Raw genomic sequence first — 14,735 nt, forward strand, 5'->3', positions numbered from 1 at the left:
CCGGCTGTCCTTCATGCGCAGCCTCCGCGTCATACGCCGCCAGGTCACCGACCAGGCGGGCTTTTCCCCCTAACCGTCTCCACGCGGCCATCAACACGGCAATCGCGGAGATCGTCGAGCGTCCGAACCCCACCCGCCGCCACCGCGGCTACCCCCGCGTCGTCAAGAGAACCCGGGCGAAATACCATCGCGTAAAACGCCCCAGCGACCATGGAGAAACCTTCTCCGAACCACCCCGCGTCACCCTTCTCGCCCTCACTAACTAAGCGGCATTGCCTCATAGGGATCACTGTCCGAAGAACGGGGCCCACCTCAGTTCCGCTCAATGAGAGGCTCGGCGATGTTCAGCGCCAGCGTGACGAAACCGGCGAAGACGAGCAGCCGCCACGCTGGCCGCATCTGCCGGTTGGTCGCTCCGCCGAGCGCCAGCTGGCGGATTCCGAGCAGAAGGCCGACCACGGACAGATCCACCGCGGGAGCGACCAGCGGCGCGACGTACGGCGGTACACCCAGGTGGAGGCCCAAGGCCCAGGAGTTACCGAAGCCGAACAGGAAACTGAGCCCCATTACCAACACCATGATCACAGTGACGCCGCGAACGGCGGAGCTCCCTGCCTGGTCGCCGTCACGTCCGCTGGGTGAGGCTGCGGCTGTTGCCGCTTCGGTACTCATCGAAGACCCCGCACGGCCTTGGTCGGCTTCCCGGCGCCGGTTGACCGCTCGGGCAGGGCTGTCTGCATCGCCCTGTCGGTGGCCATACCGGTTGCCACACAGGGGTGCGGCGAAGGCGCGGCGGGGGGGTCGCTGGCCCTCGGGGAGGCGGTGGATGTGTGGCAGTGCGTGTGGCAACGCGGGCCGCCAGAGGGGTACTCCAGCGGCCAAAGGTGGACGTCAGAGCACGTGGGCGGACGTTCCTGGACGGTATGGACCGGCCTGAAAAGCGGAAGGTCGGCGGTTCGACCCCGCCCCTGCCCACCCTTTTGACCTGCGGAAATAGCAGGATTTGTCGATCATTGCTTGATCGTTATATGGCAACGAGTGTGGCAACGGCGTCATACGATCGCGGTGACGGCCTGTCTCGGACCTCGGTTGATGACCTGCGAGAACGGCGGAGTTGACCATCCGCTTTCCGGGTGGGAGGTCACGAGGCCTGTGTCCACGGACGTTGCCATAAGGTATGGGCCTTGTGTGGCAACGGGGCTCGGCCGGCCCGGTCGCGTCGGATCCGTGACCTGCAACGGTGCTCAGGATCGGGGGCGGTGGACCGTCCGCTTGTGCGGCGGACGGTCACGGTCAGGCTGGCTTGATGCAACGGGATGTCGCCTTTCAGGGTTGCCGAGACCATCCATCGCCGGTTTTGCGAGGTCGGCCAGCAGGAGACCGTAGGTATTGGCCCCCGGGACTACTCGACGAAGATCAATCTTCTCTGTGTGTGCGATAGTCCCGGACGCCGCTGGGGGTTGTGGCCCCCGGGCTCAGCAGGACTGGGGTGCTCTTGGCGTGGCTGGGGCGCGTGCTGAGCGGGCAGGGAGCCGTGCGGTCTCGGTCTCGGCTACTGCGTGGCGATGGAGATCGACTTGATGTCGAGGTAGCTTTCGAGGCCTTCCCGGCCGAGCTCCCGGCCGTAGCCGCTGCCCTTGACCCCGCCGAACGGCGCGGCCGGGTCCATCGAGTAGCCCTGGTTGACGCCGAAGGTTCCGGCGCGGACCCGGCCGGCGATGTCGAGCCCGTGCTGGGTGTCGGCCGTGAACACGGCGCCGGCCAGGCCGTACTCCGAGTCGTTGGCGATGCGCACGGCGTGGTCGGGGTCCCGGTACGGGATGAGGACGAGGACCGGGCCGAAGATCTCCTCGCGGGCGATCGTCATCGTGGTGTCGACGTCGGTGAAGACGGTGGGCCGTACGTACCAGCCGCGGTCGACGCCGTCAGGCAGGTCGGTGCCGCCGACGACGAGACGGGCCCCCTCGCGCATCCCGGCCTCGATGTACTGGCGTACCCGATCCTGCTGGCGGCGGGCCACCAGCGGGCCCATCTCCGTCTCGGGGTTGGTCGGGTCTCCCACCCGGATGGCGGACAGGGTCGCGCCGAGCGCCTCGGCGTAGTCGTCGAGGCGGTCCGCGGGCGCGATCACCCGGGTCAGGGAGTTGCAGATCTGGCCGGCCATGCCCATGCCGGAGAAGCGGACCGCCCGGGCGACGGTGGTCGGGTCGGCGTCGTCCAGTGCGATGGCGGCCGACTTCCCGCCGAGTTCGAGGCTGACCTTGGTGAGGTTGGCGGCGCACGCCGCCGCGACCTGCCGGCCGGCGGCCGTCGAGCCGGTGAAGGAGACCTTGTCGATGCCGGGGTGCGCCACCAGGTAGGCGCTCACGTCGCGCTCGGCGGGCACGACGTTCACGACGCCGGGCGGCAGACCGGCCTGGTCGATCAGGTCGGCGAAGTACAGTGCGTCGAGCGACGACTCCGGTGCGGGTTTGAGGACGACCGTGCAGCCGGCGAGCAGCGCGGGGATGACCTTGGTGATGGTCAGGAACTGCGGCATGTTCCAGGGGACGACCGCGGCGACGACGCCGACGGGTTCGCGGCGCAGCAGCACGTCCTGGCCGTAGACGCCGGGCCGGTTCTCCTGCCAGGGCAGGTCCGCGGCGATGTCGGCGAGAGCGCTCATCATCATCCCGGGCAGGCCGACCTGGGCTCGGCGGGCGAACGTGATCGGGGCGCCCAGTTCGGTGGTGATGAGGTCGGCCAGTTCGTCGCGGCACGTGGCGTAGCGGGCGGCCAGCCGGTGGATCGCCTCGACCCGCTCGGCCGGGTCGGTGCGCGGCCACGGCCCCTCGTCGAAGGCCAGCCGTGCGGCGGCGACGGCACGGTCGACGTCCGCGGTGCTCGCCGCCGGCGCCCGGCCGGCCAGCTCCTCGGTGTGTGGGGAGATCACCTCGATGAGGCCGTCGGTGCTCGGGGCGACCCACTCGCCCCCGATGTACAGCTGCCGCCGATCTCGCACGCGCACTCCCAACCTCGACGCCTGCCCGCCCCGGACCGTGGTTCCCCGGTCTGTGGGGACCCTCCGGCCTCCGCGCGCACCTGACGTGCGTCGCCCTGGCGATCCAGAGCCTTCCAGTGGGGCCTTGCGGCCCCGGCAGCTCCTATGTTAGTCACTTGTAGAACAGTTAGTCATCCGGAGAACATCTGGCACGGGGATCTTGATGAAGACCACCGGGAGGATCCATGGCGCGCCTCACCAAACCGCTGGAGACCAGCTGGACCGGCCGTTACCCGGAGCTCGGCACCGGCCTGGTGTCCTACGAGGACTCGATCTCGCCGGAGTTCTACGAGCTTGAGCGGGAGGCTGTCTTCCGCCGGGCGTGGCTGAACGTCGGGCGGGTCGAGCAGCTGCCCCGCAAGGGCAGCTTCTTCACCAAGAACCTCGCGGTGGCCAGGACGTCACTCATCGTCGCCCGTGACCTCGACGGCACCGTGCGTGCCTTCCACAACGTCTGCCGCCACCGGGGCAACAGGCTGATGTGGGACCAGACCCCGACCACCGAGACCAGCGGTATCTGCCGGCAGTTCATGTGCAAGTACCACGGCTGGCGGTACGGGCTGGACGGTCAGCTGAAGTTCGTTCTCCAGGAGGAGGAGTTCTTCGACTTCGACAGGGCCGAGTTCCCCCTCGTCTCGATCCACTGTGAGATCTGGGAAGGCTTCATCTTCGTCAACCTGTCGGACGAGCCCAGCCAGTCGCTGCTCGAGTTCCTCGGGCCGATGGTGCGCGGCCTGGAAGGCTATCCCTTCCACCTGGTCACCGAGCGATACGCGTTCAAGGCCCAGCTCAACAGCAACTGGAAGATCTATCTGGACGCCTTCCAGGAGTACTACCATGCCTCGGTGCTGCATTCGCAGCAGCAGGTGCCCAGCCTGCGCAGCTTCGAGTCCGGCTTCAAGGCACCCTACTACCAGACCGACGGGCCCCACCGGGTGGTGAGCACGGGCGGGTGGAAAGGCGTACCGCGCCACCTGTTGCCGCACGACCAGATGTACCCGATCGAGCCGAACCTCGAAGCCGGCCTCATGGGCCCCTGGCAGCGCCCGGACATTCCCGAGCTCGAGCCGGCGAACCTCCCCGCCGGGCTCAACCCCGGGGGTCTGGACCCGTGGTCCATCTCGAACTTCCAGATCTTCCCGAACTTCGTCATCCTGATCTACGAGCGGGGCTGGTACCTGACCTACCAGTACTGGCCGACCTCCCACCGCACGCACGAGTGGGAGATGTCGTACTACTTCCCGCCGTCGCGCAACGCCAGCGAGCGCATCCGCCACGAGGCCACCGCGGTCATCTCCAAGGAGGCCGGCCTGCAGGACGCCGGCACGCTCGACGGCACCCAGCTGGGTCTGGAGTCCCGGGTCATCGACAGGTACCCGCTGTCCGACCAGGAGATCACCGTCCGCCATCTGCACAAGGTCACCGACGACTGGGTCCGCTCCTACCTGCGCGACGGAAAGCCGGTACGGGTGTGAGCGAGCCGCTGCTTCCCACCGAGTTCGCCGATCTCGAGCCCTTCGCCGCCCGGTGGTGCATTCCGACCGAGGCGGCCCGCTATCGCGAGCGACTGAACAGCACCATGATCGACATGCAGGCCTTCTACGACGCGGCGTTCCCGCGGGTCCGGGCCGCCATGGCCTATCTGGACACGTTCCCGCTGCAGGAGCTGCCCGAGCGGCAGGAGAACCTGCTCCACCTCGTGTACTCGCTCATCATGGTCTCGCTGCCTGTCGAGGTGTGGCACCAGCCCAGGGTCATCGATGCCGGTACCGCCTACTTCGACCGCTACCTGGAGCCCGTGCCGTGACCGCCACCATCACCTGTGAACCCCTCGCCGCGACCGTGGGCGCCGAGGTCAGGGGCCTGACCGCGGACAAGCTGGCGCAGGACGACGCGGTCGCGGTCGCGGTCCTGGCGGCGCTGGAGCAGTACGGCGTGCTCGTCTTCCGCGGCCTGAACCTCGACCCCGACAACCAGGTCGCCTTCTCGCAGCGCCTCGGCGAGATCGACGACGAGCCGGGCCACCACCCCGTCCGGGGCATCTACCGGGTCACCCTCGACCGGTCCAAGAACTCCTCGGCGGACTACCTGAAGGCCACCTTCTACTGGCACATGGACGGCTGCACCCCGCTGCACGGCGAGCCGCCGCAGAAGGCCACCGTGCTCAGCGCCCGGCAGGTGGCCGCCCGGGGCGGGGAGACCGAGTTCGCCAGCACCTACGCCGGCTACGAGGCGCTCGACGCGGCGGAGAAGGAGCTGTTCGGTTCGCTGCGCGTCGTGCACTCCCTCGAGGCCTCCCAGCGCACCGTCGTGCCCGACCCGATCCCCGAGCAGCTCGAGCGGTGGCGGGCCCGCCCGACGTCCACCCACCCGCTGGTGTGGACCCGGCGCAGCGGCCGGAAGTCCCTGGTCATCGGCGCGCACACGGACCACGTCGTCGGCATGGAGCCCGGTGCGGGCCGGCGTCTGCTGCATGACCTGCTCGACCGGACGACGGCTCCCGAGCGCGTCTACCGCCACCACTGGTCGGCGGGTGACACCGTCATCTGGGACAACACAGGCGTCGTGCACCGCGCGGCTCCCTATGACCCGGACTCGCCCCGCGAACTGCTGCGCACGACGGTGTTCGGCGACGAGCCGATCCGTTGAGCCGGCCCGCTTTGCCCTCGGTCCTAGCCGGCGGCCTGGTAGGCGACGACGTCGTCCTGAGCCGGGCGGCGTTCTCCCTCCAGGGCGCGGATCTCGCGTTCGACCACCGCGATCAGCTCGTTGTGGCCGGTCTGGACGTCGAAATCCTGCTCGATGTGCAGGAAACGGGAGATCGCGGCCATGGCCAAGATCAGGGACACCGGCGGCCATCGCTCGCAGTCCACGCCGTAGCCCCGCAGCACGTCGGAGAGTGTGTCGAGCTGCAGTTTCCGGAACGTCCGCGAGTATGCAGCGATCTCGGTCCTGATCGCCTTGCGGTGATTGGCCAGCGCGGTGAACTCCATCGTGAGCGCGTTGCTGGAGAAGTCGTGGGTGAGATCCCACAGCGCCCACAGGGGCTGCGGGGACTGCAGCGCCGCCCGAAGGCGGGCCAGGCTCCGCTCGGCACCACGGCGGAACAGCTCGAGGTACAGGCCGTCCATCGTCCCGAAGTAGTAGTAGACGAGCCCGTTGTTCACCCCCGCCTTGCCCGCCAGCCGGCGGGTGGTGACCGCCGCGTACCCCTCCTCCAGCATGAGGGATTCGGTGGCGTCCAGCAGCGCTGTCCGGGTGGCCGAGTCATCGACCGGGCTCCGCCGTGCCGGCGCCATGTCCGTCCTCCCACCGCTGACAGTCCTTCGGGTGCGGTTCCAGTCTTACGCCGGCCACAGCCGTGGGCGCCCACCGCCCTCGGCGCGACGGCGTGAGGTTAGTCATATGAAGAACAGGTGCCGGCCTGGAGCCGGGGCGAGGACGAGGGCAGGAGGAGGTCTTGGCGGGCGGCGCTGGTTCGACGGGAGAGGCGGTGCCGGCGGTCGCGGCACGCCACAGGTACTACCCGCTACGGGTGCTGCGCGTCGTCACCGAGACGGCCGAGGCCCGTTCGATCGCGTTCGACGTGCCCTCCGACCTGACCGAGGTCTTTGCCTACAAGGCGGGGCAGTTCGTCACGCTGCGTCTGCCCGCAGGCGGAGGGACGGCCGTCCGCAGCTACTCGATGTCGTCGTCGCCAGTAGTGGACGCCGAGCTGCGGGTGACGGTGAAGAGAGTGCCCGGCGGGCTGATCTCGAACTGGCTCCACGACACGGTCGGTGAAGGACAGGTCCTCGATGTCCTTCCGCCGGCGGGAACATTCGTGCTCGACCGCGGAGAGCGAGACATCGTGGCCTTCGCCGCCGGCAGCGGCATCACGCCGGTGTTCTCGATCGTGCGGACAGCCCTGGTCAGCTCGGCCCGGCGGGTTCATCTGCTCTACGCCAACCGCGACCGCCCGGCGGCGATCTTTGGTGACGAGCTGGACGCACTGGTGAAGCAGTATCCGGGACGTCTGGTCGTGGAGCACCACGAGGACGTCGCCCGGGGCTTCGTCGGCCACGCCGACGTCGCACGGGTCGTGGGCGCGCATGCCGACGCCGTCCACTACGTCTGTGGGCCGGCGGCCTTCATGGACGTCGTCGCGGCGGGCCTGCGCGACACGGGCGTGAGCCCTGCACAAGTGCACATCGAGCGGTTCACGCCGCTGGATGAGCCGGCCGCGCAGCTCGACCCGGCGGCGCAGCCCGACCCGGACCTGGGCCCGCCGCCCGGTGAGGGGCGCGGCGTGACCGCGATGGACGACATCGAGGTGACCATCAAGCTCGGCGGGAGAACCGTGACAACCACGCACCGCCGTCCCAACACGCTCCTGGCGACGGCCCGGTTCGCCGGTCTGCGCCCGCCTTCCTCGTGCGAGACGGGAAGCTGCGCCACCTGCATGGCACGCATCGTGCAGGGAGGGGCCGAGATGCGCATCAACGACGCGCTGACGCCGGATGAGGTGGCCGAGGGCTGGGTGCTCACCTGCCAGGCCGTGCCCACGACCCCGGTCGTCGAAGTGGTCTACGAATGAGGGAGAACCCAACGATGCCGCGGACCAAGACACAACAGTCCCGGGTGGCGGTGGTCACCGGCGGGGCGTCCGGCATAGGCGAGGCCACCTGCCACCACCTGGCCGAGCGTGGCCACCGCGTCGCCGTGCTCGACCGTGACGGCGACGCGGCGGAACGGGTGGCCAAGGAGCTGTCGGCCGCCGGGACGCAGGCACGCGCCTACGCCGTCGACGTGACCGACCGCGCCGCCCTCGACGCGGCCTTCACCGACGTCCGTTCGGCGCTCGGGCCGACGGAGATCCTGGTGACCAGCGCCGGCCTCGTCGCCTTCCACCCGTTCGAGGAGATCACCCTCGAGCAGTGGAACCTGGTCCTGGCGGTGAACCTCACCGGGACCTTCCACAGCTGCCAGGCCGCCATCCCGGACATGGTCGCGGCGCGCTGGGGGCGCATCGTCACCATCGCCTCGTCCAGCGCGCAGCGCGGCTCGCCGACCATGGCGCACTACGCCGCCGCCAAGGGCGGGGTGATCGTGCTGACCAAGTCACTGGCCCGCGCGTACGCCTCCCACGGGATCACCGTCAACAGCATCCCGCCGTCCGGGATCGAGACGCCGATGCAGCACCAGTCCCAGGCCGAGGGAAACCTGCCCCCCAACGAGGTGATGGCCGGCACCATCCCGCTCGGCCACCTGGGCACCCCGGACGACATCGCCGCCGCGGCTGCCTTCCTCGCCTCGGAGGAGGCCGGCTTCATCACCGGCCAGGTACTGGGAGTCAACGGAGGGTCCGTACTGTGACCCGCGCCGCCGAACCTCGGCTGCCGCCCCTGCCGGTGGCCGAGTGGACGGAGGAGGACCGGGATCTGCTGCGGGGCAATCTGGCCCGCGCCGACCGGTATCTGTCCGGGGCCGCCGATGCGCCGCCCATGCCGCCCATCCTCGGCCTGTTCGCCCGCCACTCTCAGGTCGGCGCCCGCTGGCTGGCCTTCAACGGGACACTGATCGAATCCGGCACGCTCTCCCCCCGCGACCGGGAGCTGCTGATCCTGCGGGTCGGCGCGCGGACGGGCTGCCGCTACCAATGGGCGGAACACCTGCGCATGGCGCAGGCCGCGGGCCTGACCTTCGACCAGGTCAGCGCGGTGCGCGAGGGCGCGTCGGCGCCCCTGTGGAGCGAGCGGGACCGCGACCTGCTGTGCGCCGCGGACCAACTGGTGGACGATCACGTTCTCGACGACGCGCTGTGGGAGGCGCTGGCCAGCCGCTTCGACGAGCGGCAGCTGCTTGAGGTCATCTTCGTGGTCGGCAGCTATGTCTGTCTCGCGATGCTGCTCAACAGCGTCGGACTGCTGCCCGCGACGGGCGCCGACCACCTTCTCGACCCGCGAAACCCCACCGCGGTACCTGCAGGATCCCGGGTCGAACCGGACAGCCCAGATCTTCCATGACCGCATCACCACAGGAGGTGGACCATGCCGCGTTTCCCGAAACCACCGGAAGGCAGCTGGACGCAGCACTATCCCGCGCTCGGGACGGAGCCGGTTTCCTACGAGGACTCCATCTCCCCCGAGTACTACGAGCGTGAACGTAAAGCCGTCTTCAAGCGTGCGTGGTTAAACGTCGGCCGGGTCGAGCAGCTCCCGCGGGTCGGCAGCTACTTCACGAAGGACGTCCACGCCGCCCATGCCTCGATCATCGTGGTGCGCGGGAAGAGCGGGCAGGTCAACGCCTTCCACAACATCTGTCGCCACCGGGGCAACAAGCTCGCCTGGACGGACGACCCGAAACGGGAGACGCAGGGGGTCTGCCGGCAGTTCACCTGCAAGTACCACGGCTGGCGCTACGACCTCGACGGCGCGCTGACCTTCGTCCAGCAGGAAGGCGAGTTCTTCGACCTGGACAAGAGCAGCAACGGCCTGGTGCCGGTGCACTGCGAGGTCTGGGCCGGGTTCATCTTCGTGAACTTCGCCCGACAGCCGGAACAGACACTGCGCGAGTTCCTCGGGCCGATGGTGACCGACCTGGAGGGCTACCCCTTCGAGCGACAGACCTCGCGCTTCGGGTACAGCACCACCATCCAGGCGAACTGGAAACTGTACATGGACGCGTTCGCCGAGTTCTACCACGCCCCGGTCCTGCACGCGAAACAGTCACCGGAGAAGTACTCCGCGGCAGCCCAGCAGGCCGGTTTCGAGGCGCCGCACTACCAGATCGACGGGCCGCACCGGCTGGTCAGCACCTCAGGCGTCCGGTTCTGGGAGATGGACGCCGAACTCCTCAAGCCCACCGAGATCCTGACCCGCAGCGGCCTTTTCGGCCCGTGGGAGAAGTACGACCTCGGTGAGATGCCGCCCGGCGTCAACCCGGCGAACTGCGACCCGTGGGGGCTGGACTCCTTCCAGCTCTTCCCGAACTTCGTGATCCTCATCTGGAGCCAGGGCTGGTACCTCACCTACCACTACTGGCCGACCTCCTACAACACGCACGTCTTCGAGGGAAACGTCTACTTCCTGCCGGCCACGAACATTCGTGAGCGGATCGCGCAGGAGATGGCGGCGGTGACCTTCAAGGAGTTCGCGTTGCAGGACTCGAACACCCTCGAGGCGACACAGATGATGCTGGAGACCGGGTACGTCGACCGGTTCCACCTCAACGACCAGGAAATCCTGTGCCGGCATCTGCACGTCGCGGTGCGCGACTGGGTGAACAACCACGAGGGGGCGCGTTCATGAGTCACCTGCTACCCGCCGGGTTCGCCGACCTCGAGCCGTTCGCGGCGAAATGGTGCCTGCCCACCGAGCACGAGCGGTACAACACCCGGCTCGCCAGCTCGATGGACGAGCTCCAAGCCCTCTACGACGCGGTCACCCCCCGCTACGAGGAGGCGGTCACCCACCTGGAGAAGCTCCCGTTCGACGCCCTGCCCGACGACGCCACCAACCTCCTGCACCTGATCTACTCGCTGATCCAGGCCTCGTTCCCGGTCGAGGTGTGGCACCAGCCGAAGGTCCCGGACACCGGTTCCTCGACCTTCGACTGCTTCACCGAGCCGGTGCCGTGACGGCACCGATCGTCCTGCGCGCGGCACGCTGGCTGGACATCGACGCCGGTGAGGTCCGTTCGCCCGCGGTGGTCGTGGTGGACGGCGACCGCATCACCGCCGTGAACCCCGCCGCGCCGCCGGCGGGCGGCACGGAGCTCGACCTGGGCGACGTCACGCTGCTTCCCGGGTTGATGGACATGGAGCTCAACTTCCTCATCGGCGGCCCCGAGACCCCGACAGGCCTGCCGCTGCCCATGCACGGCGTGCAGGACGACCCGGCGTACCGCACCATCCGAGGAACCATCAACGCCCGTACGACGCTGCACGCTGGCTTCACCACGGTGCGCAACCTTGGTCTGATGGTCAAGACCGGGGGCTACCTGCTCGACGTCGCACTGCAGCGCGCCATCGACCAGGGCTGGACCGAGGGACCGCGGATCATCGCGGCCGGCCACGCGGTGACCCCGTACGGCGGCCACCTCGACCCGACCGTGTTCCAGCGCCTGGCACCCGGCATCATGCCGCTGTCCATCGGCGAGGGCATCGCGAACGGTGTGGGCCAGGTGCGCGAATGCGTCCGCTACCAGATCCGCCACGGCGCCAAGGTCATCAAGGTGTCGGCCTCCGGCGGAGTGATGTCGCACAGCACCGGGCCGGGCGTCCAGCAGTACTCCGACGAGGAACTGGCCGCGATCGCGGACGAGGCGCACCGGGCCGACATCCGGGTCGCCGCACACGCGGTGGGCGACCGGGCGATCCGGGCCTGCGTGCGCGCCGGGATCGACTGCATCGAACACGGCTTCCTCGCCAGCGACGACACCCTCACCCTGATGGCCGATCACGGCACGTTCCTGGTGTCGACGACCTACCTGACCGACGCGATGGACGTCGCCCGGGCCGCACCCGAGCTGCGGAGGAAGGCCGCAGTGGTGTTCCCCCAGGCCAGGGCGATGCTCCCGAAGGCGATCGCCGCCGGGGTACGGATCGCCTGCGGCACCGACGCGCCCGCCGTGCCACACGGTCACAACGCCAAGGAACTGATCGCCCTGGTGTCGCGGGGCATGACCCCCGTCCAGGCCCTGCGGGCCGCGACCGTCACCAGCGCCGAGCTCGTCGACCTGGACCACGAGCTGGGACGGTTGCAGGCCGGCTACCTCGCCGACATCATCGCCGTCCCCGGCGACCCCTCCCAGGACATCACCCGCACCGAGGACGTCCGCTTCGTCATGAAGGACGGCCTCGTCCACCGCGACGACCGATCGTCACCGACCCGAACGGAGCACACATGGCAAGCGGCGTCCTGATCGTCGAGTCACGCCCCGCCTCGCCGGAGGAGGCCACCGCCTACCACGACTGGTACGACAACAAGCACCTGCCGGAGATCCTGCAGATCGACGGCTTCGTCTCCATCCGTCGACTGTCCGCCCTCGACGGCGACACCTTCGTCGTGATCTACGAGATCGACGGCGACGTCGAGGCGGCGAAGACGGCGCTGGGACTGGCCCAGGCCTCCGGGACGATGACCCGCCCGGAAGGCGTCCAGCTCACGCCCCCGCCGACGGCCCGCTACTTCACACTGATCAGCTCGGCGGGAGCCGACTCCTAGTACCCGCTCATCCGGCCGGGCAGGGGGCGGCCCCCGACCTGGCAGGTCCAGCAGCGAAGGTCTGACGTCTCGGCACGGTTCACGTCGAGACGTCAGATCACCCAGGCCCCGGTGCGAACCGGGACCTCCCGCGCACGACAGCACGCATCCCGACGCGGCGAGACCGCCCGTGCCGCAGCACAGCCGGTCGACGGAGCAACGCGGCACGACAGCCAGAACGACGAGGCAGCCCCCAGCGCGGCCAGAGGCACGGGATCAGGAAACTATGGACGAGATCGCGGCCCACGCGCAGTGTCGAAGATGGCACAGAACTTCACCGGGCCAGGCCTCGCACTCGCGGACCGACCACCCGCGAGTATCAGCAGGCCAGCTCGCCCGGGGCACGCAAGGCAGCCACCGAACAGTTCCTCATTCCCACGCGGATGGATTCGCCGCGCCCCCGGTGGTGCGCGACGAGCTGTACGCACGAGCGCAACGCCTCGCCAAGATGGCTAATTTTAAGTCGGGCTGGCAACAGGCCGAGGGACGCCGCGACTTGGCGGTCGGCGGGCTTTCGGCTTGGCGCCGTCTCATGACAGCAGTACGACCGGCTTCGTGAGGCGGACGACGGAGAAGTGCCGCCGGTCGAGGGTCGCGATAGCGTCGGCGCCGAGCCGTTCGGTGATCGCGAGAACGGAGGCGACTCGGTAGATCGCGTCCGGGTGGTCGCCGGAGGTGCTGACGCCTGGCAGGGCGTGGCTGACTCTGGCGCCCGACCGGCACTCTCGGCAGGCGCCGGAATCCGGCGCCTGCCGAGAGTGACCAGATCCTGTGGTCTCAGTGAGGTGTCAGAATCGCCGGAGTTGGCCGCGTCGAGGCACTCGCTGCTGTGATCTCAGTCAAGTCGTAGAAAATTCACGGGAAAATTTCTAAGGATTGATCCAGAGTTCCTGGGGGAGTAGTGAGCCGAGGCCGTACTGTACGATTCCGCCGACGTTCTTGTCGGCGATCGCACTGGGGGCGGCCCGCGCGAGAAACACTACCGGCGCCAGGTCGGCAAGGCGTTTCTGTACCATTTCGTAAGCTGCCTTGCGGTCTGCGTCCGAAGACGAGGTCCGACCGGTGAGTATGCTCTCGTTGAGCTTGGGGTCGTTGATACCCGGGAGGTTCGCCGGCGAGCTACCGCTGAATACTGTCGTCAGTCGAGGCTCGGGATCCTGGAAGAAAGCCGAGGAGGCCACCGCGTCAAAATTGTGTGTCGTCCGCAGCCCGACGAGCTCCGCAACCTCGATGATCTTCACTTCAACGTGAACGTTCTTGAAGGCGCTCAGCTGAGCCTGGATATTCTCCGCGATCGCCCTGTTCTCGCTGGTCGGGGCGCTGGTGAAGGTAAAGGACACCGGCTTGCCCTCGGCGGCGAGTTCGTCGAAGAGCTTCTGGGCGGCCGCCTTGTCCGTCGTCGCCAGCGATGTGTCCGAGTAGAAGGGAGACGTCTTGCTGAACAATGTGTCGGCGGGCTTGCCGGTGCCGTTGTAGACGGCCAGGTTCACCGTGTCCGGATCTAACGCGGCGGCGACGGCGCGGCGCGCTCGGACGTCGTCGAACGGTGCCCGGCGCGTGTTCATCGCCATGAGGAGCCCTCCGCCGAGTTCCATGACGTCGGTCGGCAGACCGGCCTTGGCGGCCTTGGCGGCCTTGATCCAACTCGACTCCACGGCCACGTCCGCACCACCGCTGATCACCGTGTTGAGGCGCTGGTCGCTGTCGAGCGCCGCGCGGAGCGTGAGGCGGTCGAGGTAGGGCTTGGGCGCGTCCCAGTAGCGGGGGTTCTTGACGAGGGTGATGTCCGCCTGGCGGGCCCAGTTCGCCAGTGTGAAGGGCCCGGCGCCGATCGGGTTCTTGTCGAAGGACGCGCCGCCCTTCTGTAGGGCCGCGGGTGAGGCGATCCAGTTCATCGACGAGGTGAGGACCGACTGGGCGTACTTCGGGGCGGGAGCGGCCATCGTGATCTTGAGTGTGAGCTCGTCGACGACTTCGGTCGACGCGATCTCGGAGGCCTCACTCCGGTTGACCGAGCCGGTGGCGGGGTCCTTGATCCGATCCCAGTTGAACTTGACGGCTTCGGCTCTGAGCGGAGTGCCGTCCGAGAAAACCAGCTTTGGCCGCAGCTTGGCGGTGAAGGTGGCGCCGTTGTCGGTGGTGTCGAAGGACTCGAGCATCGAGTACTTGACGGCGCCTGCCTTGTCCGAGGTCATCAGAGTCCCGTAGAGGGCGTTACCGAGGACTGCTGTAGTGGCGTAGGCGTTGGCGAGAGCCGCCGGATCAGGCTGCGCGGATCGCTTAATGTGAGGATTCGCGCGGTACCTCCTGCCACCGGTTTCCCGGCGGGGGCCGCGGAGGGGGCGGGATCGCTACCAATGCCGCTTAGTTAGTGAGGGCGAGAAGGGTGACGCGGGGTGGTTCGGAGAAGGTTTCTCCATGGTCGCTGGGGCGTTTTACGCGATGGTATT

At 68.4% G+C, this 14,735-nt stretch carries 12 protein-coding genes and 2 pseudogenes; 10 read left to right on the forward strand and 4 right to left on the reverse strand.

What is annotated here, in order from left to right; genetic code table 11:
- Nucleotides 1–321: 321 nt before the first annotated feature.
- Nucleotides 322–672, reverse strand: a pseudogene (locus tag B056_RS38790) (hypothetical protein); the annotation flags it as partial.
- Between the two features lie 880 nt (nucleotides 673–1,552).
- A complete protein-coding gene (locus B056_RS0131680; protein WP_018505862.1) occupies nucleotides 1,553–3,001 on the reverse strand; it encodes an aldehyde dehydrogenase in 1,449 nt (482 codons plus the stop codon).
- Between the two features lie 224 nt (nucleotides 3,002–3,225).
- Here B056_RS0131680 and B056_RS0131685 point away from each other — a divergent pair, with 224 nt between their 5' ends.
- The 3 genes from B056_RS0131685 to B056_RS0131695 are packed head-to-tail and all read left to right on the forward strand — an operon-like array spanning nucleotide 3,226 to nucleotide 5,689.
- Nucleotides 3,226–4,515, forward strand: a complete 1,290-nt coding sequence (locus B056_RS0131685) for an aromatic ring-hydroxylating oxygenase subunit alpha (protein ID WP_018505863.1) — start codon at nucleotides 3,226–3,228, stop codon at nucleotides 4,513–4,515.
- Nucleotides 4,512–4,847, forward strand: a complete 336-nt coding sequence (locus B056_RS0131690) for a hypothetical protein (protein WP_018505864.1) — start codon at nucleotides 4,512–4,514, stop codon at nucleotides 4,845–4,847. Before B056_RS0131685 ends, B056_RS0131690 begins: the two co-directional genes overlap by 4 nt.
- Nucleotides 4,844–5,689 (forward strand): TauD/TfdA dioxygenase family protein, encoded by an 846-nt coding sequence (locus B056_RS0131695; protein ID WP_018505865.1) that lies wholly within the window; start codon nucleotides 4,844–4,846, stop codon nucleotides 5,687–5,689. The genes B056_RS0131690 and B056_RS0131695 overlap by 4 nt, the downstream gene beginning before the upstream one ends.
- 23 nt (nucleotides 5,690–5,712) lie before the next feature.
- Here the strand turns inward: B056_RS0131695 and B056_RS0131700 are convergent, their stop codons facing one another.
- A complete protein-coding gene (locus B056_RS0131700) occupies nucleotides 5,713–6,339 on the reverse strand; it encodes a TetR/AcrR family transcriptional regulator (protein WP_018505866.1) in 627 nt (208 codons plus the stop codon).
- A gap of 161 nt (nucleotides 6,340–6,500) precedes the next feature.
- Here B056_RS0131700 and B056_RS0131705 point away from each other — a divergent pair, with 161 nt between their 5' ends.
- From B056_RS0131705 to B056_RS0131735, 7 genes are read left to right on the forward strand one after another with little or no spacing between them, the layout of a single operon-like run.
- Nucleotides 6,501–7,616 (forward strand): ferredoxin--NADP reductase, encoded by a 1,116-nt coding sequence (locus tag B056_RS0131705; protein WP_051105793.1) that lies wholly within the window; start codon nucleotides 6,501–6,503, stop codon nucleotides 7,614–7,616.
- Nucleotides 7,617–7,630: 14 nt separating this feature from the next.
- A complete protein-coding gene (locus B056_RS0131710; RefSeq protein WP_026240375.1) occupies nucleotides 7,631–8,395 on the forward strand; it encodes an SDR family NAD(P)-dependent oxidoreductase in 765 nt (254 codons plus the stop codon).
- A complete protein-coding gene (locus B056_RS0131715; RefSeq protein ID WP_018505869.1) occupies nucleotides 8,392–9,045 on the forward strand; it encodes a carboxymuconolactone decarboxylase family protein in 654 nt (217 codons plus the stop codon). Before B056_RS0131710 ends, B056_RS0131715 begins: the two co-directional genes overlap by 4 nt.
- 24 nt (nucleotides 9,046–9,069) lie before the next feature.
- Nucleotides 9,070–10,329 (forward strand): aromatic ring-hydroxylating oxygenase subunit alpha, encoded by a 1,260-nt coding sequence (locus B056_RS0131720; protein WP_018505870.1) that lies wholly within the window; start codon nucleotides 9,070–9,072, stop codon nucleotides 10,327–10,329.
- Entirely contained in the window at nucleotides 10,326–10,658 is a 333-nt protein-coding gene (locus tag B056_RS0131725; protein ID WP_018505871.1) for a hypothetical protein, read from the forward strand. The genes B056_RS0131720 and B056_RS0131725 overlap by 4 nt, the downstream gene beginning before the upstream one ends.
- Complete coding sequence (locus B056_RS0131730) at nucleotides 10,655–11,944, forward strand: metal-dependent hydrolase family protein (protein WP_018505872.1); 1,290 nt, start codon at nucleotides 10,655–10,657, stop codon at nucleotides 11,942–11,944. Before B056_RS0131725 ends, B056_RS0131730 begins: the two co-directional genes overlap by 4 nt.
- Nucleotides 11,926–12,246 (forward strand): hypothetical protein, encoded by a 321-nt coding sequence (locus tag B056_RS0131735; protein WP_018505873.1) that lies wholly within the window; start codon nucleotides 11,926–11,928, stop codon nucleotides 12,244–12,246. The genes B056_RS0131730 and B056_RS0131735 overlap by 19 nt, the downstream gene beginning before the upstream one ends.
- 908 nt (nucleotides 12,247–13,154) lie before the next feature.
- Here B056_RS0131735 and B056_RS38795 read toward each other — a convergent pair.
- Nucleotides 13,155–14,599 (reverse strand): annotated as a pseudogene (locus B056_RS38795) (ABC transporter substrate-binding protein).
- Nucleotides 14,600–14,735 lie beyond the last annotated feature (136 nt).

It is taken from the genome of Parafrankia discariae, assembly GCF_000373365.1.
GTDB classification, from domain to species: domain Bacteria; phylum Actinomycetota; class Actinomycetes; order Frankiales; family Frankiaceae; genus Parafrankia; species Parafrankia discariae.

Excerpts from the sequence above, each read along its gene's own strand:
- B056_RS0131685 (WP_018505863.1), top strand. The coding sequence starts at position 3,226 with ATGGCGCGCCTCACCAAACCGCTGGAGACCAGCTGGACCGGCCGTTAC.
- B056_RS0131700 (WP_018505866.1), bottom strand. The coding sequence starts at position 6,339 with ATGGCGCCGGCACGGCGGAGCCCGGTCGATGACTCGGCCACCCGGACA.
- B056_RS0131710 (WP_026240375.1), top strand. The coding sequence starts at position 7,631 with ATGCCGCGGACCAAGACACAACAGTCCCGGGTGGCGGTGGTCACCGGC.
- B056_RS0131720 (WP_018505870.1), top strand. The coding sequence starts at position 9,070 with ATGCCGCGTTTCCCGAAACCACCGGAAGGCAGCTGGACGCAGCACTAT.
- B056_RS0131725 (WP_018505871.1), top strand. The coding sequence starts at position 10,326 with ATGAGTCACCTGCTACCCGCCGGGTTCGCCGACCTCGAGCCGTTCGCG.
- B056_RS0131735 (WP_018505873.1), top strand. The coding sequence starts at position 11,926 with ATGGCAAGCGGCGTCCTGATCGTCGAGTCACGCCCCGCCTCGCCGGAG.